Origin of the sequence: Actinomadura sp. (assembly GCF_044508335.1) — a bacterium.
Taxonomy (GTDB): Bacteria; Actinomycetota; Actinomycetes; order Streptosporangiales; family Streptosporangiaceae; genus Spirillospora.
This window is the reverse complement of sequence record NZ_JBIQHY010000049.1, coordinates 14,600-40,910: the sequence shown is the minus strand read 5'-3', so window position 1 is coordinate 40,910 and position 26,311 is coordinate 14,600. Positions and strand designations below refer to the sequence as shown.

Below are 26,311 nucleotides of genomic sequence, written 5' to 3'. Positions count from 1 at the left end.
TCAGGGCGGCCTTGATCAGGGTGGGCGGCAAGGGAGTGCGCTCCACGCGGACGTCGTCGCAGCCGACCCAGGCGGCGGCCCGCCAGAGCGCCGTGGCGAGGGCCTGCGCCGACGACTCCGTGCGGGCGGCGGTGCGGGTGGCCCAGGGCTCCAGGGACGCCTGGCGGGCGATGAGGGTGCGGCCCTCGCGGGCGGGGTCGACGCGTCCGATGAGGCGACCGCCGGCGAGGAGCGGCATCGCGAAGTACCCGTGGACGCGCTTGTCCTTCGGGACGTACGCCTCCAGGCGGTGGTCGAAGCCGAAGACGCGGGACGTGCGGGCGCGGTCCCACACCAGGGAGTCGAAGGGCGACAGCAGGGTGGTGGCGTGCCTGCCGCGGGGCGGGGAGGAGAGCGCGCCGGGATCGGCCCAGGCGCGCTGCGGCCATCCGGCGACCTCGGCGGGGACGAGCCCGGTCGCGCCGATCACCCGGTCGACCTGGTCCTGCCGGAGCCGGTAGTAGTCGGCGAGGTCGCCGCGGGTCGCCACGCCCAGCGCGCGCCCGGCGCGGGCGACCAGCGCGGTCAGGCAGGCGTCGTCGTCCAGGTCCCGCGCGAGCAGATCCGGCGGGACGGCGCGCTCCGCGAGGTCGTAGACGCGGCGCCAGCCGACCCGCTCGACGCAGACGACCTCGCCGACGTCCAGCAGCCACTCGATGCCGATCTTGTGGTCGCTCCAGTCCCACCATTCGGCGCTCGCCTTGGCGCCGCCGAGCTCCTTGGTGGTGAGCGGCCCGTCCGCCTTCAGGCGGGCCCTGATCTGGTCGCAGACGCCCTCCGGCACCTTGTGCCACCGCCACCCCCGCTCCAGGTACGCGCGCCGCCTGAACGCGAACAGCGGCCAGTCGGCCATGGGGATGACGGACGCCGCGTGCGCCCAGTACTCGAACGCCGGGTACGCGCCCCCGCCGGCAGCGTGCTTCGCGGACTTGCGTGAGCCGTTGCCCCAGTACGCGGCCTCGATCGCGCCGCGCTTCACGGGGCCGAGCCGGGCGTAGGGCACGAGCTCGTGAGAGCGCGCCAGTACCGAGATGGTGTCGAGCTGGACGGCCCCCAGCCGTTCCAGCATCGCGGGGACCCCGCCCTTCGGGCGCGCGCCCAGGAACCCCTGGGCGCGCAGCTGGAGCCGCCGTGCCTCGTCCGCGCTGAGTTCGACTGCCTCTACCACGCCCGCGATGCTACGCCACAACACCGACAAAACCGGATTGCCGGTCGCGGCGGGCGGCCGTCAGGTGATCTCCAGGAGCTTCTCGCGGACGGCGTAGACGACGGCCTCCATCCGGGAGTGGAGCTGCAGCTTCTCCAGGATGTTGCGGACGTGGTTCTTCACCGTGTTCTCGGAGATGAACAGCTCGCGGGCGATCTCCCGGTTGCCGAGGCCGCGGGCGACGAGCCGCAGCACCTCCATCTCGCGCTCGGTGAGGCGGGGCGCGGGGACCTGCTGGGTGCGCTCCTCGCTGCGCTTGGCCAGCGCGGCGAACTCGGTGATGAGCTTGGACGCCATCGACGGGCTGATCAGCGACTGGCCGCCGTGCACCGCGCGGACGGCCTGCGGGACCTCGTCGATGGAGATCTCCTTGAGCAGGTAGCCGCTGGCCCCGGCCTTGATCGCCTCGAAGAGGTCCTCCTCCTCGTCGCTGATGGTCAGCATGACGATCTTCGCGCTGGGCGCGGCGTCCTTGATGGCGGTGCACGCCTCGATGCCGCTGCGGCGCGGCATCCGGATGTCCATCAGGACCACGTCGGGCAGCAGGTCGCCCGCCATCTCGACGGCCTCGTGCCCGTCGCCGCCCTCGCCGATGACCTCGATGTCGTCCTCGCCCTGGAGGACCATCTCCAGGCCCCTGCGGAACAGCGCATGGTCGTCGACGATGAGCACGCGGATGGGGTCGGCCGTGTCGGCCGGCCGCGCCGCGTCCCGGCCGGCGGGGGCGGCGTCGGCGCCGGTCGGACGGGGTACCGCCGCGGCGTCGCGAGTCTCGGGATTCTCGCTCACCAGAGTCGCGGCGTGGAGGAGACGCCGCTTCCCCCCTTCACTATTCAGCGATCTGGAACTACCGGAGGGTTGTCGTCCATCGGGTCGTCCTCGGGAACCTACGGGGTCCGGGGACGAACCCGGGGGATTTCGACCGGGTGTCTTCCCGGTCAACCGCCGCGCGCCCCGGGAAGGTTCCCGGGACGCGCCGCGTCCGCGGATCGGCTGATGCGCCTTTTCAGATCATGACATGGTTCCGGTGGTGACGCGACGCGTCCGCCGCATCACCGAGACGGAAAGGGTTCACTCTTCGACGAGCCTGATCACTCCGTAATCCCAGCCTCTTCTCCGGTATACGACCGAGGGGTGCCCGGTGGCCTTGTCGCGGTAGAGGAAGAAGTCGTGGCCGACGAGTTCCATCTCGAAAAGGGCCTGCTCGATGCCCATCGGCTCGGCCTTGTGGAATTTCTCGCGAACGACGAGGGGGCCGTCGCCGTCCATGGGGATCGGTACGAGGTTCTCGTCCCGGGTGGCGGTCTCGGGCTCGGGAGGCGCCGGGGCGGTCTCCACGGCCCGGGGGACGGGTTCGGGCAGCGGCTCGGGGAGCGTCTCCATCGTCGCGAGCTTGGCGCGGCCCTTGCCGTGGTTCTTGCCCTGGCTCTTCAGGCCGTGGCCCTTGCGCCGCTCGGCGCCGCGGCGGAGCCGGGACTCCAGCTTGTCGAGCGCGAGGTCGAGGGCGCCGTACCGGTCGTCGGCGGCGGCCTCGGCCCGGATCACCGGGCCGCGGGAGCGGATCGTGAGCTCCACGCGTTCGCGCTGGTCGGCCAGCCGTGGGTTGCGTTCCTCGGACACCTCCACGTCCACGCGGATGACCTTCTGGTCAAGCCGTTCGATCTTGGCCAGTTTGTTGTCGACGTGCCGACGGAACCTGTCGTTGACCTCGGTGTGCCGGCCCCTCACGGTGATGTTCACGCGGGACCCCCCTTCTCCCGGTTGGGCTTGTCGCCGGCCCGGGACCCCTGCCGGTCCCGGACGGGCACCACAGGACGGTGGGTCGCACCCGCCCGGCCGACCTGGTCTTCGTCCCCACATCCGCCTGCTGAGGGGCTCGCGGCGCTCTCGCCACTACTGCCCTTCTCCCGGTTCGGAGGATGTCGGATCCCCCGATGGGGCAGGACTTACCTCTAAGGCGCACCGTGATCGGTCGACGAGAAGTCGCCTTACGTGGGCCGTTTCGCCTGCGCCTGGCATCGGCTAGCCGGACCGCCTGCCGTGCTCCTGACGAGCACTGCGATCCGACGCAACCACGGACCCGGGCGGGTGCCATGTCAGGAACGCTAACCCCTTACGCGACGAATGTCAGGAGGGGCGTCCGAGGAAAAACTCACGGACCGTCATCGCCGCCTGCCGCTACGGGTTCCCCGGGCCCGGCCCGAGCGCCCCGTCACCTGCCGTGAACCCCGTGGGGGTCGGCGGTCCGGCCGCCCGCGCCCGCGCAGGTCAGCCCCTACTGGCCTTCCGGTGAGTTTGAGGAATCTCTACCCCCTTCATGACACGGTGTGACTCGAATAACCCCAAACACCCCCTCAAGACCAGACAAGCCGGGCATCATCCGACTACTCCACGTAGCTAACTACCGCCCCCTTGAACAAAAGTGAAGAAAGTCACCATTCGCCCGACTTCTCTCCCGGCCCCCGCCCCTCGGCGCCCGTCACCACGGACGCCTCCGAGGCGTCGCCGCGATGGTGGCCGCGCCGACCACGTCGGCCCCTGCGGCTCGAAGCGCCCGAGCCGCCTCGGCCAGCGAGGCGCCCGTGGTCACGACGTCGTCCACGAGCACGACCGGCGACCCGGCGACGTCGGCCCGCACCTCGACCGCGCCCCGCAGGTTGGCGGCGCGCTGCACCGCGGTGAGCCCCGCCTGGTCGGCCACCCGCCCGCGCTGCCGCAGGGCGTCCACCATGACGACCGGCACACCGCCCGCCCGCAGCCGCCGCACCGCGACCTCGGCCACCCCCCGCAGCGGATCATGCCCCCGCCGCCGTACGGCCCTCCGCCCCGAAGGCACCCGCACCACCACCGCCCCCGCGCCATCCGCAGGAGGCGGGTGCGCGGGGGCGAGGGCGGCGTGGAGCGCCGTCGCGAGGGTCTCGCCCAAAGGAGCGGCGAGGGGCGTTCGCCCGCGTTCCTTGTAGGCGGCCAGGATCGCTCTCAGGGAGCCCTCGTAGGCGGCGACCGTCCATACGGGCGGGGTGCCGGGCGCCGTGGCCCTGGCGGGCCGTGCGGAGGCGCGGAGAGGCCCGGCGCAGGCGTCGCACAGCAGGGTCGGCTCTTGGCCGCACCCCGCGCAGCGTTCGGGCAGCAACAGGTCGATCAGGTCGTCGAGGAGTCCCACGGGCTCGACGATGCCGCTGCGCTTCCGGTCCCGTCCCTCGTTCGGGAAGGTGTGGACAACCCGGGGATCAGCGGGGGTAGGTGGGGTCCTTCGCCGGGGTCGGGCAGATCCACGGGCTGTAGGAGTTGGTCGGCGTGCGCTGGCGGCAGACCTGGTCCTTGCCGGACGAGCGGGTGCCGATCAGGATCGGGGCGCCGGGTGCGGCGGCGATCGTGCGGGGCTCGCCCAGGGAGCCCACGCCCAGGGACGTGATGGCGCTGCCGCTGATCGGCATCAGGAACGGGAGGGTCTGCGAGTCGCGCTTGGCGCGGCCCAGGACGGCGAGGGTGGCGTAGTCGCGCCAGGCCAGGTCGACGGCGTCCTGGAGCTCGGAGCTGACCGGCAGGAAGGAGCCGACGTCCAGGGAGCCGTCGGGGCTCTGGGCGATGCGGCCGAGCTGCACTTGGGGGCGGCCGTCGATCCCGGCGATCACCGCTGCGCGGACCCCGTCGCGGGCGACGCGGAAGGCGAGGACCTCTCGGCCGCCGAGGCCCCAGTGGGCGGCGCGGACGAACTCCTTGCCGGGGCGGCGCACCCACAGCCACGACTCGTCCTTCTTGCTCTCCACGACCCACAGGGTGCCGTCGCGGCTCCAGGACGGCGCGGTGAAGCGGGCGCCGTCGTGCGCGGTGAGCACCACGCGGGGGGCCGGCGAGCCGGAGACGGGCGCGGCGACCAGGACCTGGGTGGCGTCGCCGCTCAGCCCGGCGAACTCCTGGTACCCCGGGGCGACGGCGGGGCGGGACAGGCGCCCGGCAGGGCCGGTCACGACCGGCTGGGCGCGGTCGCCCTCCAGGGTGCCGAGGAACCCGGACGGGCCGACCACGTAGGCGTTCTGGTGGGCGCCTTCCGTGGCGACCCGGCCGTCCGGCGAGTTCTCCTCCCACGCGTTCACCGGCTGCGTGGCGTCCATGCCGTCGGGGACGACGGTCTCCCCCTGGATCTGCAGCCGCCACTGCTTGATCTCCGACAGCTGCCGCATGGTCCAGCTGAGCTGGGCGGACATCCGCTCGATGTCGCCGCCGCGCGCCTCCTTGGTGAGATCGACGGTCGCGATCTCCTTGTCGACCTGGACGCCGCGGCGCAGCCGGGTGCCCTTGGGGAAGGCGCTGTCGACGGCGCCCGCCAGCCAGGACGTGGGCCCGGTCAGCAGGGCCTGGACGAGCTGGGTCGGCAGCGCCTGCCGGTTGGCGACGGGCAGGAAGACCCCGTTCGGGACGAGGGTGTGCCGGTCCGGCGCGAAGAAGAACAGGTTGACGGTGCGCATGGCGCGCTCGACGTCGTCCTTGGTGAGCAGCAGGCCGGACTTCTCGTCGCCGGGCAGGCCGGTGATCCGCCAGACGCCCTGCGGGGTCTTGGCGAGCTGGAAGGCGGCGTCGAAGTTCTTCGGGGACGCGGTGTACTGCCCGTCGGCGGTGATGGTGCCGAGCTGGTCGCCGGTGATCCGGACGGTGGCCTGTTTCCCCGACTGCTTGATCACGTGCGGGTCGGTGACGCGGCTCGCGAGGACGGTCACGAAGGGCCGCAGCCCCGGGTTCCAGGACGTCTGGCCGCTCAGGTACATCTTGGCGACCTTGTGCCCGTCGTCGAAGCTCGCGGACGCGGCGAGGAACCCGGAGACGATCTCGGCGGGCCCCCAGTCGGGGCGCGGCTTGACCGGGATGAGCCGGACGTAGGGGTCGTCGACCCGTTCGGCGCGTTCGGCGGGCTTGCCGCTGATGACCTGCCCGCCGCTCGGCACGTTCGCGCAGCCGGCGCCGCCGAGGACGAGGACGGCCAGCGTCAGCAGGCCGGTGACGCGCCGGGCGCAGGGGCTCATTCGCCGGCCTCCAGTTCGGCGAACAGCGGGCGCGAGTCCCCGGCCCCGGGCGGGACGAGCGGCAGCGGCGAGCCGCGCAGCTCCGCCCCGGCGACGCGGGGCAGCGACAGCCGGAACTGGGAGCCGGCGCCGGGTTCGCCCCACGCCTGCAGCCAGCCGCCGTGCAGCTGCGCGTCCTCGCGGGAGATCGACAGGCCGAGCCCGGTGCCGCCGGTGGTGCGGGCGCGGGCGGGGTCGGCGCGCCAGAAGCGGTCGAAGACCATCTGCCCCTCTCCGGGCTTGAGGCCGACCCCGTGGTCGCGGACGGCGACGGCGACGGCGTCGCGGTCGGCGCCGACGGTGATGACGATGTCCTCGCCCTCCCCGTGCTCGACGGCGTTGACCAGCAGGTTGCGCAGGATGCGCTCGACGCGGCGGCGGTCGACCTCGGCCATGCAGGGTTCGCCGGGCAGCTGCAGGACGACCTTGCTGCCCTTGCGCTCGGCGAGCCCCTGGATGTCGCCGACGGCGCGCAGGACGAGGTCGCGCATGTCGAGGGACTCGGCGTCCAGCGTCGCGGCGCCGGCGTCGTGCCGGCTGATCTCCAGCAGGTCGGCGAGCAGCGACTCGAACCGCTCCAGCTGGCTCTGCAGCAGCTCCGCGGACCGTCCGACGGCGGGGTCGTCGAAGCTGTCGCGGTACTCGTAGAGCATGTCGGCCGCGATCCTGATGGTGGTCAGCGGGGTGCGCAGCTCGTGCGAGACGTCGGAGACGAACTGCCGCTGCACCTGCGACAGGTCCTCCAGCTCGCCGATCTTCTCCTGGAGGTTGGCGGCCATCTCGTTGAAGGAGCGGGCGAGGCGGGCCAGGTCGTCCTCGCCGCGGACCCGCATGCGCTCTTCGAGGCGCCCGGCGGCGAGCCTCTGCGCGCCCTGGGCGGCGAGCCGCACCGGTATGACGACCTGCCGGGTGACCAGCGACGCGATCGCGGCCAGCAGCAGCACCAGGACGATCCCGACGCCGGCCAGGGAGCGGCTCACGTTGGTGAGGGTCTGCTGCTCCTGCGTCAGCGGGAACAGGTAGTACAGCTCGAACTGCCCGGTGCGGCCGCCGACGATGAGGCCGCGCTCGTCCGGCCTGCCGCCGAGGTAGGAGAGCTTGCCGTAGGTGTAGGCGCGCGACCCGGCGGGCGCGCTCTTCAGCTCTTCGCGCAGCCGCTTGGGGACGCTCTCCGGGCGCAGCTCGTTGGTCGTGTACCCGTCGAAGTACTGCTCGTTCGTGTCGCGGATGTAGACCTCGTAGAGCCCGGACGGTCCGCTGCGCGACTTGAGCCGGTCGATGGTCGAGTTGAGCCGGCTGCCGTCCCCGGCGGAGTTGCCCAGGTCGCGCTGGACCTGCGCCAGGCCGTCGTCCAGCTGGAGGCGCGCCGCCTTGACCTTGCCGTCCATGAGCGCCGACGACATCTGCTGCATCAGGAACGCGCCGAGGATCGCGACCACGATCGCGGAGATGAACAGCGTGGACGTGACGACCCGGACCTGGATGGACCGCCGCCAGCGCAGGTAGGCGGCGCCGACCGCCCCGGCGAGGAGGCGCCGCGCCGCGCCGAGCCCGCGCCGGACGAACCGCTTCGCCCTCCTCATGTCGGCTCTCATGGGGAGTCCGCGGGGCGGCGCGCTGATCCGCTCGTGTACTGGACGTTCATCGGCATGTCACGGGGAACGGGGCGGGGTGCCGGGACGGGGGAGGGAGCTGCGGGGCTCAGGCGGGCCCCGCCTTGTAGCCGACACCGCGCACGGTGACGACGATCTCGGGGCGTTCCGGGTCCTTCTCGATCTTGGCGCGGAGCCGCTGGACGTGCACGTTGACCAGCCGGGTGTCGGCGGCGTGCCGGTAGCCCCACACCTGCTCCAGCAGGACCTCGCGGGTGAACACCTGGCGCGGCTTGCGGGCGAGCGCGACCAGCAGGTCGAACTCCAGCGGGGTCAGCGGGATGTGCCGGTCGCCGCGCTTCACCGAGTGGCCGGCGACGTCGATGGTGATGTCGCCGATCTGCAGCGTCTCGGGCGCGGGCTCGTCGGTGCGGCGCAGCCGGGCGCGCACCCGCGCGACCAGCTCCTTGGGCTTGAACGGCTTGACGATGTAGTCGTCGGCGCCCGACTCCAGGCCGAGGACGACGTCCACGGTGTCGCTCTTGGCCGTCAGCATGACGATCGGCACGCCGGACTCGGCGCGGATCTGCCGGCACACGTCGATGCCGTCGGCCCCCGGCAGCATCAGGTCGAGCAGTACGAGGTCGGGCCGGGTCTCCCGGAACGCCTCGAGCGCCTTGTCGCCGTCGTGCACGAACGAGGGCTCGAAACCCTCGCCCCGAAGCACGATGCCGAGCATTTCGGCGAGTGCGAGATCGTCGTCGACGACCAGTACACGTCCTCTCATGGCCCTCATCGTCACAAAATCGGGGTTCGGTGGAGTGGGGCGCGATGCTCCGGCGCCACCTTGCCAGGGAGAGATATACCTTGGCGTGCAAGGTTACCCGCGTTTGCGGCGTACATGGCTCCCCCGCATCGGGTGGGCGGCTCGGAATCGTAGAGGTGACTCCCAAAACCGGCGCAAGGTTGACATCACGCCCATGACAGGATGACTTGATCGGCCGTCGCGACGGGGGCCCGGCGGGGGCCCGGTCGGATGCGCCGCACACCCCCTCACCGACCGCAGGGAGCCGAGGATGCCGGGACCGGACGGCTGGGACGACGCCGACACCGCCGACGTGGTGCGCGGCGTCCCGTTCCGTCCCATGTCCATCTCGGAGATGCTGGACGGCGCGATCGCCGGGATCCGGCGCCGGCCGCGCACCACGCTGGGCCTGTCGGTGGCGATCAGCACGGTGATCCAGGTGACGAGCTCGATCGCCGCGTACTTCTTCATCGGGGACAGGGCCCGCGAGGAGGTCACCCCCGACGTCCTGCTGGAGTCGCTCGGCGCGCAGACCACGCTGAGCGTGCTGGGGCTCGTGCTGTCGGCGTTCGGGATCCTGCTGATGGCGGGGCTGGTCGCGCCGATCCTGGGCCGCGAGCTGGTGGGGCTGCCGATCGCGCCGCGGCAGGCGTGGCGGGACGCCCGGCCGAGGCTGGGCAGGCTGGCCGGCACCGCCGCCGCCGTCATGGGCATCGCGCTGGGCGCACTGGTCCTGCCGGCCGCGCCGTTCTTCGCGCTGATCGCCGCCGAGGCGCATCCGGCGCTCCCGGTGCTCGCCGGGATCATCGGCTTCCCGCTCGGCGTCGGCCTCATGGTGTGGCTGTACATCCTGCTCGTCCAGGCGGTCCCGGCGGTCGTGCTGGAGCGGCGGACGGTCACGGGCGCGCTGCGCCGGGCCGTCACGCTCTCCAAGGGCCGGTGGTTCCGGACCTGCGGGACGCTGCTGCTGGCGCTGCTCGTGACCGTGTTCATGGGCTTCTTCGCGCTGCGCATCCCGTTCCTGATCGTGCAGCTGGCCTTCTTCGGCGACGCGTCCGGCGACGGCGCCACGATGGGCGCGCTGGCGGTCGACACGCTCGGCCGCATCGTCGGCTGGTCGGTGGTGCTGCCGTTCGACGCGGGAGTGATCGCGCTGCTCTACATGGACCGGCGGATGCGCCGCGAGGGCTTCGACCTGGAGCTGCGCATCAGGGGCCGGTCCGCCGCGGCGATCACCGGCGGCGGGACGGGCGGGACCGGCGAGGCCGGCGGGGACGCCCGCGACGACGGGTTCATCGACCTGTGGCGGACCGATCCGGTGCCGGCCCATCCGCAGACGGGAGCGAACCCGTGATCCTCGACCCCATCGGCCGCGACGAGGCCCGCGAACTGGCCCGCCGCGAGCTGGAGAAGCAGATCTACCAGCGCGACAAGCCGTCCATGCTGGAGCGCTGGTGGGACGACTTCACCGAGTGGCTGCAGCACCTGTTCAACCGGGCGCCGAACCCGGAGGCGCAGGGCAGCGGCGGCGGCTGGACGTCCGTCGTGATCATCGTCGTGGTCGCGCTGGTCGCGATCGGGCTGGTGGCCTGGCTGATGCGGGGCCGCCGCAACCTCCGCTCCCGCAAGGACCCGCTGCTGGAGGAGGAGCCGTCCACGGCGCTCGACCACCGGGAGGCCGCGGAGCGGCACGCGGCGGCCGGGCGGTGGGCCGAGGCGATCCGCGAGCGGCTCCGCGCGATCGCCCGCGACCTGGAGGAGCGGGCGGTCCTGGCGGCGCGGCCGGGCCGGACGGCCGACGAGCTGGCGGCGGAGGCGGGCGCGGCCGTGCCCGAGCTGGCCGCCGAACTGGCCGCGGGCGTGCGGATCTTCGACGACGTCTGGTACGGCGACCGGCCGGGCACCCCCGAGGGCTACGCGCGGATGGCGGAGCTGGACGAGCGGCTGCGGGCGATGAAGCCGAAGCCGCTTGAGGACGACGACCTCATCCCGGCCGGCGCCGGTGAAGAAGGGGGCCCGCGATGGTGACCCAGGCCCCGCCCGAGGCGGCGCCCGCCGAGCCGTCCGCGCGGCAGGTCGCGGGCCGCCGCTGGCGGTCGGCGCGCGGCGTGGTGGCGGTGCTGCTCGCGATGGTCGTGATCGCGGTCGTCCTGGCGGCGCTGCGCCCGTCGACGGCGCCGGACGCGCTCGACCCGGAGTCGCCGAGGCAAGACGGCGCCCGCGCCCTCGCGGAGATCCTGCGGCAGCGCGGGTCCAACGTGACCGTGGCGCGGACCACGGAGGACGCTCTCGCGGCGGCCGCTCCGGGCGGCGTCATGGTGGTGACGCGCACCGAGCGGCTCACCGACGACGACCTGCGGATGCTGAGCGGCACGCAGGTGGACCTCCTGCTCGTCCGGCCGTCCGCGTACGCGCTGGACGACCTGGCCCCGCAGGTGCGGCGCAGCGGCCCGAGCTTCGAGGAGACCGCCGCGCCGGGCTGCGCGCTGCCGGTCGCGTCCCTCGCCGGGACGGTCGCCTTCCACCAGTCGGAGACCTACGAGGTCACCGGCCCGGGGACGGCCTGCTACGGGACGGAGTACGGCGGCGCCCGGCTCGTCCAGGTGCAGACCGGCTCCCGTACCGTCACGGTGCTCGGCTCCGGCGCGCCGCTGACGAACCGGCGGCTCGCCGAGGAGGGCAACGCCGCGCTTGCCATGAACCTGGCCGGGGCCGGCACCTCCACGGTGTGGCTCGTCCCGGACCTGCCGGAGGCGGGCGAGGACGCCGGGCAGCGGTCGCTCGGCGACCTGCTGCCGTTCGGCGTGAAGCTGTTCTTCCTGGAGCTGCTGGTCGCGGTGCTGCTCGTCGCGCTGTGGCGGGCCCGCCGGCTCGGGCCGGTGGTGGCGGAGGCGCTGCCCGTCGTCGTCCGGTCCGCCGAGACGGTCGAGGGCCGCGCCCGCCTGTACCGGGCGGGGCGCGCCCGCGACCGCGCGTCCGACGCGCTGCGCTCCGGCGCCCGCGAACGGCTCGTCCCGCTCCTCGGGCTGCCCCGCGGCAGCGCGCAGGATCCCTCCGCCGCGCAGGAGATCGTCACGGCGGTCGCCCGCCGCACGCCCTACGACGAAACGTACGTCGGAGCGGCCCTGTACGGTCCTGAACCCGTGGACGACGCCGGGCTCATCGCCCTCACCGACGTCCTCGACGACCTGGAAAGGCAGGTACGGCAGTCTTGAACACCCCTGTAGAGCTCGGGAAGGACGACGTGCCCGGCGGCGGGCCGGCCGCGCTGTCCGAGGAGGCCCGGCGGCAGGCCGAGACGGCGCGGGCGGCGCTGACGGCGCTGCGCGGCGAGGTCGCCAAGACGGTCGTCGGCCAGGACTCCGTGGTCACCGGCCTCGTCATCGCGCTGCTGTGCCGCGGCCACGTGCTGCTGGAGGGCGTCCCGGGCACCGCGAAGACGCTGCTCATCAAGACGCTGGCGCGGGCCCTCGACCTGGATTTCAAGCGCGTCCAGTTCACCCCCGACCTGATGCCCGGCGACGTCACCGGATCGCTGGTGTACGACAACCGGACGGCGGAGTTCGAGTTCCGTGAGGGCCCCGTCTTCACCAACCTCCTGCTTGCGGACGAGATCAACCGGACGCCGCCGAAGACCCAGGCGTCTCTCCTGGAGGCCATGGAGGAGCGCCAGGTTTCGGTGGAGGGCGCCGCGCGCGCTCTGCCCGACCCGTTCGTGGTGTGCGCGACCCAGAACCCGATCGAGTACGAGGGCACCTATCCCCTGCCTGAAGCCCAGCTCGACCGGTTCCTCGTCAAGCTGGCAGTGCCCGTCCCCACGCGGGACGAGGAGATCTCCATGCTGCAGCGGCACGCGACCGGGTTCGACCCGCGCGACCTGTCGGCGGTGAACGCGGTCGCGGGCGCGAGCGAGCTGGCCGCGGGCCAGGCCGCCGTCCGCACCGTCCACCTCGACCCCAAGGTCGCCGCCTACGTCGTGGACCTGTGCCGCGCGACCCGGCAGTCCCCGTCGCTGCAGCTCGGCGTTTCCCCGCGCGGCGCGACGGCGCTGCTGGCGACGTCCCGCGCGTGGGCGTGGCTGTCCGGCCGCGACTACGTCACGCCGGACGACGTGAAGGCGCTGGCCAGGCCGACGCTGCGGCACCGCGTCCAGCTGCGTCCCGAGGCGGAGCTGGAGGGCGCCACCACCGACGGCGTGCTGGAGGGCATCCTCGCCCACGTCCCGGCCCCGCGCTGATGGCGCTGACCGGACGCCTGGGGCTGCTGGCCCTGCTCGGCGCGCTCGTCCCGCTGTTCGCGCCGAGCTGGTGGATGCTGTTCGCGGTGTGGGGCGTCCTGCTGCTCGGCGTCCTCGCCGACCTGGCCCTCGCCGGGAACGTGCGGGCGCTGCGTTTCCACCGCGCGGGCGACACCAGCGTGCGGCTCGGCGAGTCGGCGCGGGTGGCGCTGATCGTGGAGAACCTCGGCCGGCGGCGCCTCAAGGCCAGGCTGCGGGACGTGTGGCCGCCGAGCGCGGGCGCGGCGCCCCGCGCGGTCAAGGTGGACGTCCCGGCCGGTGAGCGGCGCCGCGTCGAGATGACGCTGACGCCGACGCGGCGCGGCGACCGCAAGGCCGTCACCGTCGTGGTCCGCTCGGTCGGCCCGCTCGGGCTCGCCGCGCGGCAGCTGTCCCGCCCCGCGCCCTGGACGGTGCGGGCCCTCCCGGCGTTCCCGTCCCGCCGCCACCTCCCGGCGAAGCTGGCGCGGCTGCGGGAGCTGACCGGCGCGCACGTGGCGCTGATCCGCGGGCAGGGCACCGAGTTCGACTCGCTGCGCGAGTACGTGGACGGCGACGACGTCCGGTCCATCGACTGGCGGGCCACCGCGCGGCGCAACGACGTGGTCGTGCGGACGTGGCGGCCCGAACGCGACCGGCGCATCTACCTGGTCCTCGACACCGGCCGGACGTCCGCGGGCCGGGTCGGCGACATCCCCCGGCTGGACTGCTCGATGGACGCGGCGCTGCTGCTCGGCGCGCTCGCGTCCCGGGCCGGCGACCGCGTCGACATGCTCGCCTACGACCGGCGCGTCCGCGCCCGCGTGGAGGGCGCGTCCCGGACCGACCTGCTGCCCGCGATGGTGCACGCCATGGCGCCGCTGGAGCCGGAGCTGCTCGAATGCGACGCGGCCGGGATGGTCTCGACGCTGATGGCCCGCGTCCGGCAGCGCTGCCTGGTCGTGCTGCTGACCGAGCTGAACACCGCCGCGCTCGAAGAGGGGCTGCTGCCGCTGCTGCCGCAGCTCACCGCCCGGCACCTCGTCATGATCGCCGCGGTGTCGGACCCGCGGGTCGGCGAGATGGCGGCCGCGCGCGGCGACCTCGCGTCGGTGTACGACGCGGCCGCGGCCGAACGCGCCCGCGCCGAGCGCCGCCGCCTCACCGCCGAGCTGCGCGGCCACGGCGTCGAGGTGGTGGACGCCCCGCCGGACGAGATCGCCCCCGCCCTGGCCGACGCCTACCTGGCCCTCAAGGCCGCGGGACGGCTCTGATCGGCCCGCCGGCCGGCCACCGCCCCTCAGCCGGCCACGGCCCGTCAGCCGGCCACGGGGGCGAGGTCGGGGCGCAGCTCGGCGTCGCCGGTCTCGCCCCGGCGGGCGGCGCGGCGGCCGAGGACGATCACGTAGCTGAGGAACGCGGTCTCCGCGACGACGCCGATCGCGATGCGCAGCCACGTGATGTGCACCCAGCCGGTCACGAAGCCCTCGATGAGGCCGGACACCAGCAGCACCGCGATGAGCCCGATGGCGATGCTGACGGCGGCGCGCCCCTCCTCGGCGAGGGCCTGGCCGCGGCGCCGCGGGCCGGGGTCGACGATCGTCCAGCCGAGCTTCAGGCCGCCGGCGACGGCCAGGTAGACGGCGGTGAGCTCCAGCAGGCCGTGCGGGAGGATCAGCCCGAAGAACACACCGCCCTTGCCGTTGGCGAACATCAGCCCGCCGATCAGCCCCAGGTTCAGCTGGTTCATCAGCAGCACGTACACGGTGGGGATGCCGAGCAGGATCCCGAAGATCAGCGCGACCGCCGACACCCACGCGTTGTTCACCCACACCTGGAACGCGAACGACGCCGCCGAGTGCTCGGTGTAGTAGTTCGCGAAGTCGTGCTCGACCAGCTCGCGGATCTCCTCCGGCGTCCCGAGGCTCGCCTGCACCTCCGGGCTGTGCACCACCCAGATCGCCAGCGCGAGCGCGAGCAGGTTGCCGAGGACGGCGTTGCCGAGCCACCACCACTTCATCCGGTACGCGACCGCCGGGAACGTCACGGTCGCGAAGCGGCCGACGTCCCGCCAGAGCGGCGCCTGCGCGCCCGCCACCGCGGCCCTGCCCCGCGCCACGAGCGACGACAGCCGGCCCACGAGCTGCGGGTCGGGCGAGCTGGACCGGACGACGGACAGGTGCGTGGCCGTCCGCTGGTACAGCTCGACCAGCTCGTCCACTTCGGCGCCGGTCAACCTGCGGCCGCGGTTGATGAGGTGCTCCAGGCGCAGCCAGTCGGCGTTGTGCGCGGCCACATAGGCGTCGACGTCCACCCGGCGAGACTAACGTGTCGGCTTACTGGACCGACAAAATGGACTTACCCCGACCGCGGAGGAGCAGGGACATGGCCGAACTCGTGACCGGCGAGGCCGTCGCGCTCGACATCCGCGTCGCGCGGCTGGCCAGCCGGGGCTGCGCGTTCCTGCTGGACCTGTTCTTCCAGGCGGTGATGCTCTACCTCGTCGTGTACGTCACGGCGATGACGTCGCTCGTCGCGGACGAGGCGTGGACGGTCGGGCTGACGCTGGTCGGCATGGTCGCCGTCCTGGTCGGCTACCCGTGCCTGTTCGAGACGCTGCTGCGGGGCCGGACAATGGGCAAGATGGCCGTCGGGCTCCGCGTCGTCGGCGACGACGGCGGGCCGATCCGGTTCCGGCAGGCCCTGGTCCGGGCGCTCGCCGGGTTCATCGAGTTCTGGACGTTCTACGGCTCCCCCGCGCTGATCACCTCGTTCTGCAACCGGCGCGGCAAGCGGCTCGGCGACCTGTTCGCCGGGACGATCGTCATCCAGGAGCGCGCCCCGTCCATGATGCTGTACGGGCCCGTGGCGGTGATGCCGCCGCAGCTCGCCTGGTGGGCGCGGACGCTGGAGATCTCGATGCTGTCGGACGAGCTGGCGATGACGGCCCGGCAGTACCTGTCGCGGTTCTGGGAGCTGCTGCCGGAGGTGCGCGACTCGCTGGGGCAGCGGATCGCCTCGCAGGTCGTCGAGGTGATCAGCCCGCCCCCGCCGCCCGGGGTGCGGCCGGAGATCCTGCTGTCGGCGGTGCTCGCCGAACGCCGGCACCGGGAGGAGGTGCGGCTCGCCGAGCGCCGCGCCCGCCGCATGCGCCGCCTCGGCCTGCCCGTGTGGGGTCCCGGCCCGGCGCCCGCTCCCGTCCCCGCCCCGGCGATGGCGATGGCCGGCCCGCCGGCGTACGGTCCGGTCCGCCCCGGCCCGCCGGCTCCCCCGCCGTTCAGCGCGCCGGCCCCGGGCCGGCCCCAGTTCCTCCCGCCCGCGAACTACGGCGCCGGCCCTTACCGGGAGGTCCTGAACGCTCCTCCCCCGCCGAACCCGTATCCGGGGCCGGATCAGCCGCCGCGCGGCCCGTACCTGCCGCAGGGCCGCTGACCGCGGCCGGTTCCCCGGCGGCGCTCGCCCCGTCCCGCGGCTTCGCGGTGCGGGGTCAGCCGGGAAGGGCGCGGAGCCGCTCGTCGAGGGTCGGGCGGAGCTTCTTGAGGCACAGCACGGGGAGGTAGGCGCCCTTGCTGGTCAGGTAGTTCGTGGCCTCGGACGGGCACTCCCGCTGCGTCTTCACGCGGCCGACGACCTTGGCGATCGCCTGGCTGGACCCGCAGTCGGCCTTGTCGAGGTCGCCGATGTTGAACGAGGGGTCCTCGATGCAGTCGCCCGGTGCCAGCACGCCGCCGCCCGGGCCGAGGCACACGATCGGCTTGGCGAGCTCACCGCCGCCGAACGACCGCATCTTCATGACCTCCAGCGTCTTCGCCGGGCACTCCCGCTCCGTGGCGACGCGCGCGATCACCTTGCCGTACCAGCCGGCCTCGGCGCACGGCTGCTCCTTGCCGAAGCCGATCGAGCCGCTGCTGACGCAGTCGCCGGCGGTCAGGAACGCGCCGCCCGCGCCGGGGTCGCCCGGGTGCGGGCCCTTGAGGTTGCGGACGCACGCCTCGTAGTAGTGCTCGTCGGTTTCCTCGGCCCGGACGTTGGTGACGCCGTCCGTCCCGTCGGGGCAGTCCGGCTCGGACCGGGACGTCATGGAGAAGCCGGTCGCCTCGCCCTCGTCGACGATCTTGACGATCTCGGCCTTGGCCGCGGCGTCGTCGCAGCTCACCCGGAGGCTCGCGGGGATGCGGTTCCCCTCGTCCATCCCGAAGCCCTTGTCGACGCACTGCTCGGCCTTCACCGGCCCGCTCGGCCCGCCGCCGCCCCGGACGACCAGGAATCCCGCGGCGCCCACGAAGAAGACGGCCGCGGCGGCGACGACCACCCAGACGAGCGGCGAGGGCTTCTTGCCGCGCGGCGGGGGGACGGGGCCGGGCCGGGGCGGCCCGAACGGGGGCACCGGGCCGCCTCCCGGCGGGACGGGCGCGCCGGGCGGGGCGAACCGCGCGCCCTGCGGCGGCTGCGCGCCGGGCGGCTGCGGCGGGCCGGGGGGCGGCGCGGGCGGCCCCTGCCGCTCAGGCCCGTCCGGTCCCCCGCCCTGCCCGTGCATGTCCGCCTCCTTGATCACGAAGAGGACAAACGTATCGGACCGGCACCGCCGATGCGGGCGGTTCGGGCGCGGCCTACGGCGCGGCGCCGAAGCCGGCGCCGGTGAGCAGCGGCGCGAGCGTGTCGACCGTGACGGCGAACGCGGCCTCGCCGGAGGCGGACGCCGAGCCGGTCAGCACGCCGATCACCTCGCCGTGCTCGTTGAACAGCGGGCCGCCGTTCCCGTCCGGCGGGACGCGCAGCCGCATCCGGTAGAGGGTCAGGCCCTGCTCGGGGAACTGCTCGAAGGCGTCCACGACCCCGCTGAGCAGGCCGCCGGGGCCGGGCGTGCGGACCGCGTCGCCGATGCGGACGAGCCCGGCGTGCCCCAGGCGGAGGGGCCGCACCGGCAGGGGCTCGGTGAGCTGCAGCAGCGCCACGTGCAGGGGCGAGTCGGGCGTGAACACGTGCCCGACGCGGCGCGGTCCGAGCGCGGTCTCGACGTCGAAGCCGCCGGGGCCGTCCGGGCGGGCGGCGACGGCGAGCCGGTCGGAGATCAGGAAGCCGGCGCCGGACGGCGCCTTGACGAGGGCCTCGCGGGCGCGGCGGAGGAAGCCCTCCGGGGCGTCCGGGTCGAGGACGGTGAAGCCGAGCGGCCCGGCGTGGCCGGCGAGGACGCGGCCGTACTCCTCGGCCGCGCCCGTCTCCGCCAGGCTGTGCAGCCGGCGGCGCACGTCGGCGGGATCGGACGGGGGCTCCGGCAGCTCGGCGAGGGCCTCCAGGGCGCGGGCGTGGTCGCCGGCGGCGTGGTGCGCGCGGAAGCGGCGCAGCGGGTCGGCGTCGACGGTCGCGAGCCGGGCGAGGACGGCGTTCCACAGCGCGACCTGCGCCAGCCCGGGGCGGACGCGGTCGAGGTGGTCCTTCAGCCGGGCGTGCAGGTGGGCGCCCTGGGCGAGGTCGGCGTCATCGGCGGCGAGGTACTCGCGGGCCTTGGCCGTCAGGTCGCGCAGCGGCGCCCGCATCGACAGCAGCTCGGTCTCCAGCTCGGTCGCGGCCGGGCCGTAGATCTCGGCGAGGACCCGCTCGGTCGCCGGGTCCGGGCGGACGTTCGGGTCGTGCGCCGCCAGCCGGGCGCGGAACTCCCGCAGCACGGGCGCGGCGTCCGCGCGGCCCGCCTCGCCGGCGAGCGCGGCCAGCTCGGCGCGCAGCTCCGCGGCCCGCCGCCGCTCCTCCTCGCGCTCCAGCTGGGTGCGGCGCCGGTCGCTCATCTGCGCGATCTCGTCCGGGGACAGCAGGGTCGTGTCGGCGACCTTGATCGACCGCTGGTTGCCGGTCAGCGTGTCCTTGGCCGTCACCTCCAGGACGCAGCTGGCGTCGATGGAGAACGTCACCTCGATCTGCGGCTCGCCGGCCGGGGCCGGGGCGATGTCGCGCAGCTGGAACTCCCCGATCTTCGAGCCGGGCCGCAGGTCGCCGCTGTAGATCTGCAGGAGGACGGTCTCCTGGTTGTCGGTGGTCGTGGTGTAGGAGCCCCGCTCGCTGACCGGGATGTGGGTGTTCGCCGGGATGAGCGTCGAGAACTCCTCCACGCCCGGTTCCGGGGAGATCAGCAGGCCCAGCGCGAGCGGCGTGACGTCCAGCAGCACGTGCTGGTCGAGGACGCCGCTGAGCACGGCGCCCTGGAGCGCGGCCCCGCTCGCGACCGCGGTCCGCGGGTCGTCCAGCACGGTCCGGCGCAGCCCGAAGACCTCTTCGACCAGCCCGGCGACCTGCGGGGACAGCATCGGCCCGCCGACCAGCACCAGATGCTCCACCCGCTCCGGCAGCGACTGCTTCAGCCGCTCGCACGTCTCGCGCAGCGCCCGCATGGGCTCGGCGAGGATCTCGGCCAGCTCGTCCCGGGTCAGCTCCAGGCGGAAGGACGGGTCGCCGTTGAAGCCGGGCAGCGGGTAGCTCGCCTGGGACTGCGCCGACAGGCCGATCTTCAGGAACTCGACGGCGATCTCGAACCGCAGCCGCTCCCGGCCGCGCGCCGGCACCTCGACGCCGTCGCGGGCCAGCCGCGCCTCGACCGCCCTGGCGATGGCGGCGTCGAAGTCCCGGCCGCCGAAGTCGTTGTCGCCGACCACCTGCTGGACGTCGTAGACGCCGCCGTCCACCACGAGCGCGCTGATGTCGAGCGTGCCGGCGCCGAGGTCCACGACGACGACCTGGCCGGACAGCCGCCGCTGCCGGGCGGCGGAGATGCACGCGGCGGTCGGCTCGTGGACGAGCCGCTCCAGCTCCACCCCGGCGATCCGGCAGGCGTTGCGGGTCGCCTGCTTCTGGTTGTTGCGGAAGAACGCGGGGATCGTCAGGATCGCCCGGGGGCGCGAGAGCCGCAGGTCGTGCTCGTCCGCCAGCCAGTCCAGCCACTCGCCGCGGACCTCGCCCAGCTCGGCGGACGCGAGCTCGCCCGCCCGCTCCCGGACGCGCTCGGCGAGGAAGTCCTCGACCATGCGGCGGGCGTGCGCGATGAGGCGGGCGGCGACCTCCTCCGTCCGGTAGACGCGGCCCCGGACGCGGTACCTGGTCGCCCCGCCGATGCGCCGTTTCGCCGCGCTGATCAGCCCCTTCACCCAGTCGGCGAGGACCTCGTCGCCCGTCACCCCGACCCGCTCGTTGCCCTGCTCGTCGATGGTGAGGGTGGACGCGAAGAACGCGCGGCCCTTCCACGGGCACAGCACCGGCCGCCCGGCCCGGACGTCGTAGACGGCGACCGCGCAGGTCGTCGTGCCGAGGTCGAGCGCCCAGATGCGCGCGTAGGCGGCCTCGACGTCCTCGCGGGCCCGCGCGACCCACGCCGCGGCCCCCTCCTCGAACCGGCCGCGGCCCTGCGCGCCGAGCGCGTCCAGTGCCCGGTGGGCCTCGGCCTCCAGGTGCGGCGGCAGGAGCCCCTCCTCCTTGAGCCGCCGCAGTTCCTCGAACCCGGCGGTGCCGCGGCCGCGCCGCTCCACCGCCCGCAGGCACAGCCCGGCGAGCTTCTCGACGTCCCCGGACCGGCGCAGGCAGTCGGCGAGCCGGGCGTCCTCGACCGCGTCGTCGCCGCGCGCCGCGAGGAGGCAGCGCGCCGCCTCGGCGTACCGGTCGAGCCGCAGGTAGAGCGCGGCGGCCGCGTCGTGCTCGCCGGCCTCCTCGTGCAGCTGCGCCGCGCCGGCGAGGTCGCCGCCCGCCTCGCGCGCCTCGGCGCGGGGCCGCCAGCCGCCCGGCTCGCCGCGCAGCACGCGCTCGGCGTCGCCGGGGCGGCCCGCCGCGAGGTAGAGGCCGTGCGCCCGGTACACGTCGCCGCCCAGCTCGGCCTGCTCGGCGGCGGCGGACGGTTCGCCCGCGGCCTCCTCGAAGCGGCTCCACTCGCGGTGGACGTCCGCCTCCCCGGCGGCGGCCAGTTCGGCGTAGTGCCGGCGTCCGGCCGCGACGACGGCCCTGCGGCGGGCGGTCAGCTCGTCGCGGCGCCGCCGCAGCTCGTCGCCGGGCTCGGCGACCTCGCCCAGGCGGTCGACGACCGTGCGGGCGCGCTTCGCGGCGTCCGGGAACTCCCGGTGCTCGACCAGCGCGTCGATCTCCGCCCAGCAGGCGAGCGCGAGCCTCGCGAGCCGGTCCTGCGCGCCGGCGGGGCAGGTGGCGAACGCCTCGCCGAGCCGCCCGAGCCGCTCGTGGCATTCGCTCTCCCGTGCCGGGCGCCCCGCCTCCCGGAACAGCGCGAGCGCCTCCTCGTAGCCACCGCGCTCGAACAGCAGCTCGGCCGCGTGGACGCGCAGCGGGGTGAGCGCCTCGTCGTCCTCCCGCCGGGCCAGCTCGATGCCCGCCCGGACGTCCTCGACGCGCGGCGAGGCCAGGCAGCAGCCGAGCGCCTGCCGCCTCCGGTCGGCCGTGTCCGCCAGCCGCACCGCGTCGGCGCCGTGCCCGAGGAAGGCGTGCACGGCGAACAGGTCGGGCGCCAGCGGCTCCGGAAGCCCGCCGAAGAAGGCGCGCCACAGCTGCTCGTCGCCGCTCAGCGGGACGGCCGCCGTGTGGGCGCGCAGGGCGCGCGCCACGGTGTCCCGGTCCAGGACGCCCAGCGCCCGCCACCGGTCGAGCCGGGCCACCAGCCGGTTCGCGTCGCCCTCCGCGCCGAGGACGTCGGCGGTGCGGTCCCGGGCGTCCCGCTGGACCGACGCCAGCCCGAGCCGGGCGGCGACCTCGAACGCCACGGTCAGGGCGTCCACGCTGCGGCTCGCCGCGGCGCCGGCGAGCGCGTCGCGGAGCTCCTGCGGGAAGGCGGCCGGGTAGACCTCGTCGGGGACGCGGGCGTCGTATTCGTCGAACAGCCGGCGGGCGAGAGCCGGGTCGTCGCCGAGCGCGCCGGCCAGGGCGCGGGCGTAGTCGCGGGCCGCGCGCTCCAGCCGCCGGCCGGTGCCCGGGCCGTCCGCGAAGGCCGCGGCGAGTTTCCGCAGGCGCCGTTCCCCGCCCCGCTCCAGCAACGACATAGCGCGCCTCCCGGGCACCCGCGTAGATCGCTATGGAGCCATGCTAGAAGTTGGGCGGCGACTCCAGATCGGTCAATTCGATGCCGGGTCCGGCCAGCAGGACGTCGCCGGCCACGTGGACGGTCTCCGCCTCGCCCGTCGCCAGGTCGGTGACCTCGTACTCCTCGACGGGCAAGGGCACCGTCTCGGTCTCGTAGGCGGACGTCCCGGCATGGCGCCAGCGCCACATGGTCGTCAGCGCCGAAAGGGACGCCCCGCTCACCTGGACGAGACGGACGTCCCTCTGCGCCCCCTCGTCCAGCCCCAGCGAATGGGCGATCGCGATGAGGAAGCCCGGCGAATCGGAGACGAAACCGGCCGCGCGCTCACCGTGCTCGGTGCCCGTCTCGCCGGCCGCGCGCACCCACGCCAGCTCGGGCCCCGTCAGGCCGCCGCGCAGCCACCAGCCGGGGGTGACGAGTTCGACGCGGATCTGCCGCCACCGCGCGTCCACGACCAGGTCGACGCGGACGCCGTCGTCGCGCCGGGACGTGTAGCGCCACCCGCCGGGGCCGGGCGCGCACTGGAAGCGCTCCGCCAGGTCCTCGCCGAGATGCAGGTACGTCCCGGCGGGCATCAGGAGCCGATGCGCCAGGAGTGGAGGTAGTCCTCCTGGTCCGGGGTCAGCAGGTCGATGGAGATGGACATCGACGCCAGCTTCAGCCGCGCCACCTCCGTGTCGATCTCCTTGGGCACCTCGTGGACGGCCGGCGCCAGCGACGCGTGCGACTTCGCCAGCCACGCGCACGTGAGCGCCTGGTCGGCGAACGACATGTCCATGACGGCGGCCGGGTGCCCCTCCGCGGCGGCCAGGTTCACCAGGCGCCCCTCGGCGAGCAGGATGAGGCGCCGCCCGTCGGCCAGCACGTACTCGTCCGTCTGCGGCCGGATGCCGCGGTGCACCTCGACCGCCATCTCGCTCAGCGCCCGCACGTCGATCTCGACGTCGAAGTGCCCGGAGTTCGCGAGGATGGCGCCGTCCTTCATCACCGCGAGATGGTCGGCGTTCACCACGTCGCGGTTCCCCGTGACGGTGATGAAGACGTCGCCGTGCACGGCGGCCTCGGACATGGGCAGCACGGCGAAACCCTGCAGCGCGGCGTCGAGCGCCTTGACGGGGTCGATCTCGGTGACGACCACGCGCGCCCCCAGGCCGCGGGCCCTCTCCGCCAGACCGCGTCCGCAGAACCCGAAGCCCGCGATGACGACGGTCTTGCCGGCCAGCAGCGTGTTCGTCGCGCGCACGATCCCGTCCAGGGTCGACTGGCCGGTCCCGTAGCGGTTGTCGAACATGTGCTTGGTGTCGGTGTCGTTGACCGCGACCATGGGGAACTTGAGCGCGCCCTCACGCGCCATCTGGTGCAGCCGGATCACCCCGGTCGTCGTCTGCTCGCACCCCGCCTTCACCGTGCCGAGCAGATCCGTCCGGTCGATGTGCAGCGTGTTGACCAGGTCGCAGCCGTCGTCCAGGACGAAGTCGGGCCCGGTCTCCAGCGCCTGGTGGATGTGGGCGTAGTACCCCTCGCGGTCGGTCCCCGCCCGCGCGAAGACCTCCGCGCCGTACTCGTGCACGAGCGCCGCCGCGGTGTCGTCCTGCGTGGACAGCGGATTGGACGCCGCCAGCGCCACGCTCGCGCCCCCCGCCTGAAGCGTGCGGATCAGCCCCGCGGTCTCCGTCGTGACGTGCATGCACGCCGCGACCTTGAATCCCTCCAGCGGCCGCTCCTCGGCGAACCGCTCCCGGATCTGCCGCAGCACGGGCATGCTCCGCTCGGCCCACCCGATCCGCTTGACCCCCTCATAGGCCAGCGAACCGTCCGCGATATCGCTCATGACTCCCTCGTGCGTTCTGTCTGGGGCGGCCGGTGCCCAGCGCCCGGCCGCCCAGACAGAACATATGCACTCAGTACCGGTAGTGGTCCGGCTTGTAGGGGCCTTCCACGTGGACGCCGATGTAAGCGGCCTGCTCCTTGGTGAGGGTGGTGAGCTTGACGCCGAGGGCGTCGAGGTGGAGGCGGGCGACCTTCTCGTCCAGGTGCTTCGGCAGGACGTGGACGCCGACCGGGTACTCGTCGGTCTTGGTGAACAGCTCGATCTGCGCGATGACCTGGTTCGTGAACGAGTTGGACATCACGAACGACGGGTGGCCGGTGGCGCAGCCGAGGTTCATCAGGCGGCCCTCGGCGAGGACGATGATCGAGTGGCCGTCCGGGAAGCGCCACTCGTGCACCTGCGGCTTGATCTCGATCTTCTCGATGCCGGGGACCTTGGCGAGGCCGGCCATGTCGATCTCGTTGTCGAAGTGGCCGATGTTGGAGACGATCGCCTGGTGCTTCATCCGGCTCATGTGGTCGGCCGTGATGATGTTGAAGTTGCCGGTGGTCGTCACGAAGATGTCGGCCTGGTCGACGACGTCCTCCAGGACGGTGACCTGGAAGCCGTCCATCGCCGCCTGCAGCGCGCAGATGGGGTCGATCTCGGTGACGATGACGCGGGCGCCCTGGCCGCGGAGGGCCTCGGCGCAGCCCTTGCCGACGTCGCCGTAGCCGCAGACGACGGCGATCTTGCCGCCGATGAGGACGTCGGTGGCGCGGTTCAGGCCGTCGATGACGGAGTGCCGGCAGCCGTACTTGTTGTCGAACTTCGACTTGGTGACCGAGTCGTTGACGTTGATCGCCGGGAACGCGAGGGTGCCCGCCTTCGCCATCTCGTAGAGGCGGTGGACGCCGGTGGTGGTCTCCTCGGTGACGCCCTTGATGCCGGCGGCGGTCTCGGTCCAGCGGCCCGGCTTCTCGGCGATCGTGCGGCGCAGGGTGTCGAGGATGACGCCCCACTCCGCGGGGTCGTCCTCGGTGGCGGTCGGCACGGCGCCCGCCTTCTCGTACTCGGCGCCCTTGTGGACGAGGAGGGTCGCGTCGCCGCCGTCGTCCAGGATCATGTTGGGGCCGGTGCCGTCCGGCCACTGCAGGGCCTGGTCGGTGCACCACCAGTACTCTTCGAGGGTCTCGCCCTTCCACGCGAACACCGGGACGCCCTTCGGGTCCTCCGGGGTGCCGTCCTTCCCGACGACGACCGCGGCGGCGGCGTGGTCCTGGGTGGAGAAGATGTTGCAGGAGACCCAGCGGACGTCGGCGCCGAGCTCCACCAGCGTCTCGATCAGCACGGCGGTCTGGATCGTCATGTGCAGCGAGCCCATGATCTTGGCGCCGCGCAGCGGCTTGGCGGCGGAGTACTCCTCGCGCACCGCCATCAGGCCCGGCATCTCGTGCTCGGCGAGCCGGATCTCCCGGCGCCCGAAGTCGGCCAGCGACAGGTCGGCGACCTTGTAGTCCATGCTTTCGTTGCTCCCTTGGTCAATGGCGGCGCCGTCCGCGTGCGCGGGCCGGTACGCGAGGGCTCGACGGGCCCGTGCGACCGCGTCGACGCCGCGAGTCTACGGGCGGGCGGCGGGGGAAGGCACGGCCGGACGCGACTTCCTGACACTGATTTGTCAGAATTGAGCCATGCGCATCACGGAGGCCGCCCGGCGGCTCGGCACCTCGCCCCGCATGCTCCGCTACCGGGAGGCACTCGGGCTGCTGCCCGCCACCCGGGACGCGTCCCTGCGCGGCGGCGGGCACCGGAAGTTCGGGGAGGCCGAGCTGCGGGCCGTCGCGCTCGCGCTGGCGCTGGAGAAGCGCTACGACATCGGCCCGGCCGAACTGGCGTTCGGGCTGCGCGTTCTGGCCGAGCCGCAGGTGCAGGCGCACGTCCGGGAGCTGGGCGAGCGCATAGGCCGGCTGTCCGCGCCGCCGGCCCGCGCCCTCGACTTCGAGAAGGAGAAGGCGATGCGCCTATTGCGCCGCCGATGATCGCTAAAATCCCGCCATCACCGGAGGGAAGGCGGGTCAGGGTGCGTTCCATCATCTACGGGGTGCTCGGCCTCGTCATCGGCGTCGCCATGATCATCGGCGGCGCCCATGCCAGGAGCGACGACAAGGTGACGTGCGGCAGCCAGACCATGTCACCGGGCGACACCTGCCGGACCGTCATCAACGACGACGCGACCGAGCGCTCCTACGAGGAGCAGAAGTCGCTGGACGACTGGGATGCCACGCTGGTGATGATCATCGGGGCGATCCTGGCCGTCGGCAGCCTGCTCGTCGCCGGAGTGTCCCTGGGAGGCCGACTCCGCCGGACCGCCCGCCAGGCCGCCCAGCCCGGCGATCCGCCCGCGTACCCCGGCTACCCGCCGGCGCAGCCGGGCTACGCGCCGCCGCCGGCCCCGCCCGGGTACGGGCCCGCGGCGCAGCCG

Annotated in this window: 21 protein-coding genes; 8 read left to right on the top strand and 13 right to left on the bottom strand. The window is 73.8% G+C overall.

The genetic code is table 11. The features are described from left to right. From ACIWVC_RS18330 to mtrA, 7 genes are all read right to left on the bottom strand, one after another. Nucleotides 1-1,207, bottom strand: a 1,207-nt coding sequence (locus tag ACIWVC_RS18330; protein WP_396454357.1) for a winged helix-turn-helix domain-containing protein, incomplete at its 3' end; no start/stop codon positions are given. 60 nt (nucleotides 1,208-1,267) lie between these two features. Further along, complete coding sequence (locus ACIWVC_RS18325; RefSeq protein WP_207933348.1) at nucleotides 1,268-1,924, bottom strand: response regulator transcription factor; 657 nt, start codon at nucleotides 1,922-1,924, stop codon at nucleotides 1,268-1,270. 393 nt (nucleotides 1,925-2,317) lie between these two features. Next, nucleotides 2,318-2,986: a ribosome hibernation-promoting factor, HPF/YfiA family gene (gene hpf / locus ACIWVC_RS18320; RefSeq protein WP_396448080.1), complete on the bottom strand. Its 669-nt coding sequence runs from the start codon at nucleotides 2,984-2,986 to the stop codon at nucleotides 2,318-2,320. A gap of 739 nt (nucleotides 2,987-3,725) precedes the next feature. After that, the gene (locus tag ACIWVC_RS18315; protein ID WP_396448079.1) at nucleotides 3,726-4,409 is read right to left on the bottom strand and encodes a ComF family protein; all 684 of its coding nucleotides are present in this window, start codon (nucleotides 4,407-4,409) and stop codon (nucleotides 3,726-3,728) included. Nucleotides 4,410-4,476: 67 nt separating this feature from the next. Continuing rightward, nucleotides 4,477-6,267, bottom strand: a complete 1,791-nt coding sequence (locus ACIWVC_RS18310) for an LpqB family beta-propeller domain-containing protein (RefSeq protein ID WP_396448078.1) — start codon at nucleotides 6,265-6,267, stop codon at nucleotides 4,477-4,479. Then, entirely contained in the window at nucleotides 6,264-7,889 is a 1,626-nt protein-coding gene (mtrB, locus tag ACIWVC_RS18305) for an MtrAB system histidine kinase MtrB (protein WP_396448077.1), read from the bottom strand. The genes ACIWVC_RS18310 and mtrB overlap by 4 nt, the downstream gene beginning before the upstream one ends. A 118-nt stretch (nucleotides 7,890-8,007) precedes the next feature. Next, on the bottom strand, nucleotides 8,008-8,685 hold the full coding sequence (gene mtrA, locus ACIWVC_RS18300; protein ID WP_021598338.1) for an MtrAB system response regulator MtrA: 678 nt from the start codon (nucleotides 8,683-8,685) through the stop codon (nucleotides 8,008-8,010). A 289-nt stretch (nucleotides 8,686-8,974) separates the two neighbouring features. On the opposite strand from mtrA, the gene ACIWVC_RS18295 reads away from it, so the two are divergent. Genes ACIWVC_RS18295 through ACIWVC_RS18275 form a run of 5 tightly spaced genes read left to right on the top strand, consistent with a single transcriptional unit; the run spans nucleotide 8,975 to nucleotide 14,232 of the window. Beyond that, on the top strand, nucleotides 8,975-10,057 hold the full coding sequence (locus tag ACIWVC_RS18295) for a hypothetical protein (protein WP_396448076.1): 1,083 nt from the start codon (nucleotides 8,975-8,977) through the stop codon (nucleotides 10,055-10,057). Further along, nucleotides 10,054-10,731: a DUF4129 domain-containing protein gene (locus ACIWVC_RS18290; RefSeq protein WP_396448075.1), complete on the top strand. Its 678-nt coding sequence runs from the start codon at nucleotides 10,054-10,056 to the stop codon at nucleotides 10,729-10,731. Before ACIWVC_RS18295 ends, ACIWVC_RS18290 begins: the two co-directional genes overlap by 4 nt. After that, nucleotides 10,725-11,918 (top strand): DUF4350 domain-containing protein, encoded by a 1,194-nt coding sequence (locus tag ACIWVC_RS18285; protein ID WP_396448074.1) that lies wholly within the window; start codon nucleotides 10,725-10,727, stop codon nucleotides 11,916-11,918. Before ACIWVC_RS18290 ends, ACIWVC_RS18285 begins: the two co-directional genes overlap by 7 nt. A gap of 53 nt (nucleotides 11,919-11,971) precedes the next feature. Beyond that, complete coding sequence (locus ACIWVC_RS18280) at nucleotides 11,972-12,940, top strand: AAA family ATPase (RefSeq protein ID WP_396448087.1); 969 nt, start codon at nucleotides 11,972-11,974, stop codon at nucleotides 12,938-12,940. Next, nucleotides 12,940-14,232: a DUF58 domain-containing protein gene (locus tag ACIWVC_RS18275; RefSeq protein ID WP_396448073.1), complete on the top strand. Its 1,293-nt coding sequence runs from the start codon at nucleotides 12,940-12,942 to the stop codon at nucleotides 14,230-14,232. The genes ACIWVC_RS18280 and ACIWVC_RS18275 overlap by 1 nt, the downstream gene beginning before the upstream one ends. Nucleotides 14,233-14,276: 44 nt before the next feature. Here the strand turns inward: ACIWVC_RS18275 and ACIWVC_RS18270 are convergent, their stop codons facing one another. After that, entirely contained in the window at nucleotides 14,277-15,272 is a 996-nt protein-coding gene (locus ACIWVC_RS18270) for a stage II sporulation protein M (RefSeq protein WP_396448072.1), read from the bottom strand. A gap of 71 nt (nucleotides 15,273-15,343) precedes the next feature. Between ACIWVC_RS18270 and ACIWVC_RS18265 the strand changes: the two genes are divergently transcribed. Further along, nucleotides 15,344-16,390 (top strand): RDD family protein, encoded by a 1,047-nt coding sequence (locus ACIWVC_RS18265; protein WP_396448071.1) that lies wholly within the window; start codon nucleotides 15,344-15,346, stop codon nucleotides 16,388-16,390. 55 nt (nucleotides 16,391-16,445) lie between these two features. On the opposite strand, the gene ACIWVC_RS18260 is transcribed toward ACIWVC_RS18265, so the two are convergent. The 5 genes from ACIWVC_RS18260 to ahcY (ACIWVC_RS18240) form a co-directional block, all read right to left on the bottom strand. Continuing rightward, on the bottom strand, nucleotides 16,446-17,513 hold the full coding sequence (locus ACIWVC_RS18260) for a hypothetical protein (protein WP_396454356.1): 1,068 nt from the start codon (nucleotides 17,511-17,513) through the stop codon (nucleotides 16,446-16,448). Between the two features lie 55 nt (nucleotides 17,514-17,568). Next, on the bottom strand, nucleotides 17,569-21,978 hold the full coding sequence (locus ACIWVC_RS18255; RefSeq protein WP_396448069.1) for an Hsp70 family protein: 4,410 nt from the start codon (nucleotides 21,976-21,978) through the stop codon (nucleotides 17,569-17,571). A gap of 43 nt (nucleotides 21,979-22,021) precedes the next feature. Further along, complete coding sequence (locus tag ACIWVC_RS18250) at nucleotides 22,022-22,594, bottom strand: hypothetical protein (protein WP_396448068.1); 573 nt, start codon at nucleotides 22,592-22,594, stop codon at nucleotides 22,022-22,024. Then, nucleotides 22,594-23,850: an adenosylhomocysteinase gene (gene ahcY, locus ACIWVC_RS18245; RefSeq protein WP_396448067.1), complete on the bottom strand. Its 1,257-nt coding sequence runs from the start codon at nucleotides 23,848-23,850 to the stop codon at nucleotides 22,594-22,596. Before ahcY (ACIWVC_RS18245) ends, ACIWVC_RS18250 begins: the two co-directional genes overlap by 1 nt. Nucleotides 23,851-23,920: 70 nt before the next feature. Further along, a complete protein-coding gene (gene ahcY, locus ACIWVC_RS18240; protein ID WP_396448066.1) occupies nucleotides 23,921-25,351 on the bottom strand; it encodes an adenosylhomocysteinase in 1,431 nt (476 codons plus the stop codon). 169 nt (nucleotides 25,352-25,520) lie between these two features. Between ahcY (ACIWVC_RS18240) and ACIWVC_RS18235 the strand changes: the two genes are divergently transcribed. Together ACIWVC_RS18235 and ACIWVC_RS18230 are read left to right on the top strand one after the other, a co-directional pair. Then, nucleotides 25,521-25,868, top strand: a complete 348-nt coding sequence (locus ACIWVC_RS18235; protein ID WP_396448065.1) for a MerR family DNA-binding transcriptional regulator — start codon at nucleotides 25,521-25,523, stop codon at nucleotides 25,866-25,868. 41 nt (nucleotides 25,869-25,909) lie between these two features. Beyond that, nucleotides 25,910-26,311: hypothetical protein (locus tag ACIWVC_RS18230; protein ID WP_396454355.1), on the top strand; the 402-nt coding region annotated here is incomplete at its 3' end.

Excerpts from the sequence above, each read along its gene's own strand:
- ahcY (WP_396448066.1), bottom strand. The coding sequence starts at position 25,351 with ATGGACTACAAGGTCGCCGACCTGTCGCTGGCCGACTTCGGGCGCCGG.
- ACIWVC_RS18285 (WP_396448074.1), top strand. The coding sequence starts at position 10,725 with ATGGTGACCCAGGCCCCGCCCGAGGCGGCGCCCGCCGAGCCGTCCGCG.
- ahcY (WP_396448067.1), bottom strand. The coding sequence starts at position 23,850 with ATGAGCGATATCGCGGACGGTTCGCTGGCCTATGAGGGGGTCAAGCGG.
- ACIWVC_RS18265 (WP_396448071.1), top strand. The coding sequence starts at position 15,344 with ATGGCCGAACTCGTGACCGGCGAGGCCGTCGCGCTCGACATCCGCGTC.
- ACIWVC_RS18275 (WP_396448073.1), top strand. The coding sequence starts at position 12,940 with ATGGCGCTGACCGGACGCCTGGGGCTGCTGGCCCTGCTCGGCGCGCTC.
- ACIWVC_RS18250 (WP_396448068.1), bottom strand. The coding sequence starts at position 22,594 with ATGCCCGCCGGGACGTACCTGCATCTCGGCGAGGACCTGGCGGAGCGC.
- ACIWVC_RS18295 (WP_396448076.1), top strand. The coding sequence starts at position 8,975 with ATGCCGGGACCGGACGGCTGGGACGACGCCGACACCGCCGACGTGGTG.
- ACIWVC_RS18255 (WP_396448069.1), bottom strand. The coding sequence starts at position 21,978 with ATGTCGTTGCTGGAGCGGGGCGGGGAACGGCGCCTGCGGAAACTCGCC.
- ACIWVC_RS18310 (WP_396448078.1), bottom strand. The coding sequence starts at position 6,267 with ATGAGCCCCTGCGCCCGGCGCGTCACCGGCCTGCTGACGCTGGCCGTC.
- ACIWVC_RS18235 (WP_396448065.1), top strand. The coding sequence starts at position 25,521 with ATGCGCATCACGGAGGCCGCCCGGCGGCTCGGCACCTCGCCCCGCATG.
- mtrA (WP_021598338.1), bottom strand. The coding sequence starts at position 8,685 with ATGAGAGGACGTGTACTGGTCGTCGACGACGATCTCGCACTCGCCGAA.
- mtrB (WP_396448077.1), bottom strand. The coding sequence starts at position 7,889 with ATGAGGAGGGCGAAGCGGTTCGTCCGGCGCGGGCTCGGCGCGGCGCGG.